Here is a 3,203-nt window from a genome sequence, read left to right as displayed (position 1 = left end):
GCAGGTGGTGGCGGATGTAGCCGGCGGTTTCGGTGCTGGTCATGCCGGTCATGGTGCGGCGCACGGTGATGCGTTGTTCGAGCGCGGCCAGGATGCCCAGGGCCATCTTGGCGGCGAGGGTGGGTTGGCCCAGAAGGATTGTGGCGAAGGGTGATTCGGTGTCGAGGCGGTGGTTAGTCAACAGCCGCAACGCTTCCAGGGCATCGTGGGTCAGTAGGTGACCCTCGTCGATACACAAGATCGGGACTCTGCCGCGTTCGGCGTGTTCGGCGGCCAGTGCGTCACGGGCTTGGGGCACCAGGGCGGCGTTGTGGAAGCTGGGCCGCCCGCCCAGGGCGGACACGATGTGGTGGTAGATGCCGCGGGCGCCGACAGTGGGGTCGGGAATGTAGATCAGGTGGTGGCGGGCCGGTTCGGCGCGGTCGATGGCGGCGCGGGCGGCCACGGTCTTGCCGACGCCGACCTCACCGGTGATCACGGTGATGCCGCGGGTGGTGATGCCGTAGCCGATACGGGCGACGGCCTGGGCGTGATCGGCGCTGCGGAACAGCTGGCCCGGGGCCAGGCCCCGGCTGAAGGGCATGGCCGAAAAGCCGAAGTAGGATTGGATTTTGTCCAGCATGTCGGGGGTCTGCTTCCGGTCTCGGAGATGGATGATGATGTGGCTCAACCGTTTTCGGTATGCTGTTCGCCGTCGCCGGAGTCGGCTTGCGGGTTGGTGTCGCCGGTGAGCGCGGGGTAGTTGATCGCCTGGCCCACCTGCTTTTGGTGCGCGTCGTCGAGCAGCCGCAGGTAGTCGATGCCGGTGGCATCGACCGGGGGGACGGCGCCGGGCTTGATCCCGGGGTGAACGTGGCGGTCAATGCGGTGCGGGGCGGCGCGGCCCATCGCCTTGCCTTGGTATTCGACCTCGATGACGGTCAAATCGAACGGGGTGAACAGCAGGTCGACGGTGCGCCCGATGAGCGCCGGGTCGACCTCGTAGCGGTTTCCGTGTAGCGACACGGTCCCAAACGTGCTGACCCGGCGCTGCTCGCGCCACAGAAACGCGCGCCGCAGCAGTGCGGGGTCCGGCCGCGGTGCGAGGGCCCGGCCATCGGCGTGGTAGCGCTGCGCGGGGGTGGCGCCGGTCTCGGTATGCACACACCGGTGATACTGCTGATGACACCACGCGGTGAACAACCGGTTCAACTCGGCCAACGAGGCGATGCCGGCATCGCCGCCGAGGTCGATCTCGACCAGAAACTGCTCACGCACGGTGCGATTCCAGCGCTCGATTTTGCCCCTGCCTTGAGGTTTTCCCGGCCGGCTGTGCACCAGCGCGATGTCGAGTACCGCCGACGACCACGCCAACTGGTGGGAGGCATACGCGGAGCCGTTGTCGCAGTAGAGTTTTCGCGGGCAGCCGTGGGTCTTGACCGCGTCGTGCAGCACCGCCTGCAAGCCCAGGGTGTCCTCACCATGGCCCCAGCGGTGCCCGACCACGTAGCGCGAGTAGTCGTCGAGCAGCGCGAACAACACCGCGCGGCGGCCCTCGACGATCGGGCCGTGCAGCCCGTCGCTGACCCACAGCTGGTCGGGTTCGCCGGCCTCGAACCGACCGAACGCCTTCGGCGGCATGCCGTCCGGTCGGGTGTTCAACTCCAGGCGGGCGAAGTGGCGTTGCAGGGTGCGCGCCGAGGGCGCCCAGCCCTGCTCGGCCTCAAGGATGCGGACGATGTGCGCGGCGGTGCGCGCCGGCCGCTCGCGTTTGAGCCGGGCAGCCAGCTCCAGCACCTCGGCGTCGGTGCGCGGGGTGACTTGGCGTTCGGCCGGGATCAGCGCGTCGAACCCACCGGCCCGCCACGCCCGGATCCAGCGGTCCAAACTCGCCCGCGACACCGTCACCGACTGCCCGGACGGGCCCAGGTGCACCTGGGTGGCCAGCTCGCGCACCAGCGCCCCGCGCTCACTCGGCGACAGGCCCGGATCGGCCAGCGGCCGGATCAACGAATACCGGTACAGCGCGATATCGCGCGCCCGATCCGCCCCCGACTTCTTCTTCGGCTTCGACATCCGTGGCACCTCAACGCTTTCGGTGATCGACGACAGTGACGCCGTTGACCCTGACGCGCCGCGGCGATCGATCACAGACGCGGGCCCGTGTTGATCGGCACCGCCGCGACCGCCGGCGGCCGCGACCCCAGCAGCCAGCCGCCCGAACACGCCGCCACCATCTGCGCCACCGACACCTCGAACACCACCGGACCCGCCGCGCGACGCAGCGCCGCGCACCCGGCACCGACCTGGACGACCGCGTCGGAAAACCGGGTCCCGGTCGGGGTCAGCCGATCCATGTCCGCGCCGCGATCGACGTGGTGTTCCAACCGCGCGAACCCGATCCGGATCGACTCGGCGTGCGCGGAAAACCGCGCCACCCAGCCGCGCACCGTCGAGGCCGGGCGACCCGCCATCGCGGCGATCCGTCGCCAGCCCAAGCCCTCGGCCCGCGCCACCAGCGCCGCCCAGATCACCGAAACGACATCGACCCGCCGACCCAGGCAAAACCGGGGCAGCAGCACATGCGAGCGGCCGCACCCGCCCGCCCTTGAGCAGATCCCCCGCCGCGGTCGGATCCGCCGCACCGACTCGGCGGTCTCGCGCACGAACCGCGGCGCGGCATGCCCCCACGGCGCCAACCGCCCGCCGCAATACGGGCAGGCCAGCTCGCCGGACATCAACTGCATTTCGACACGGACAGGATCAGGACCTACGCTGACCAACGGACCGCCTCCAGGCGCGTTCGAACGGCCCTTCCCGACAGCCGTCCAAGCGAACGGGAAGGGCCGTTGGCTTTCAAGATCACGCCGAGCCTAGCCAGCCGTCCTCACCTTGACGCGACCATCCAGCCAAGTCTCTGGTCCCAGTCCCCGGCCTCACCGTCAGCGACCGAAAGACTCTCCGCACTCGCCACTACGAGAGACGCTCAACAGCAGAGCAATCGCGGGATCGCGCCAGTGAAACGGCCGGTGACCGTGAAGGCCAGGTCCGCGTCGACGAGGCGGCCCAGGTCAGCTCCCAGTGCGGGAGACAACACTGAGGCACCCAGGCGGCGTCGGCTGATCAGAATTAGCCGCATGCTCGGCGGACCGTACCGCACGACCGACCCGATCACCTCCCACGCCGGCGCCGATCCGTGCAGTCGCTCCAGATCGTCCAGAACA

General features: G+C 69.4%; 4 protein-coding genes. All 4 read right to left on the bottom strand.

Annotated elements, in window-relative coordinates; genetic code table 11:
- A partial coding sequence (locus tag VML93_RS37265; protein WP_325618701.1) for an ExeA family protein occupies window positions 1–622 on the bottom strand: 622 nt, incomplete at its 3' end.
- A gap of 44 nt (window positions 623–666) precedes the next feature.
- Window positions 667–2,055, bottom strand: a complete 1,389-nt coding sequence (locus tag VML93_RS37260; RefSeq protein WP_325618699.1) for a DDE-type integrase/transposase/recombinase — start codon at window positions 2,053–2,055, stop codon at window positions 667–669.
- A gap of 71 nt (window positions 2,056–2,126) precedes the next feature.
- The gene (locus VML93_RS37255; RefSeq protein WP_325618697.1) at window positions 2,127–2,717 is read right to left on the bottom strand and encodes a helix-turn-helix domain-containing protein; all 591 of its coding nucleotides are present in this window, start codon (window positions 2,715–2,717) and stop codon (window positions 2,127–2,129) included.
- A 248-nt stretch (window positions 2,718–2,965) separates the two neighbouring features.
- Window positions 2,966–3,203: hypothetical protein (locus VML93_RS37250; RefSeq protein WP_325618695.1), on the bottom strand; the 238-nt coding region annotated here is incomplete at its 5' end.

Source organism: Mycobacterium sp. (assembly GCF_035499775.1).
Lineage (GTDB): Bacteria > Actinomycetota > Actinomycetes > Mycobacteriales > Mycobacteriaceae > Mycobacterium.
This window is presented reverse-complemented; position numbering and strand designations above follow the sequence as displayed.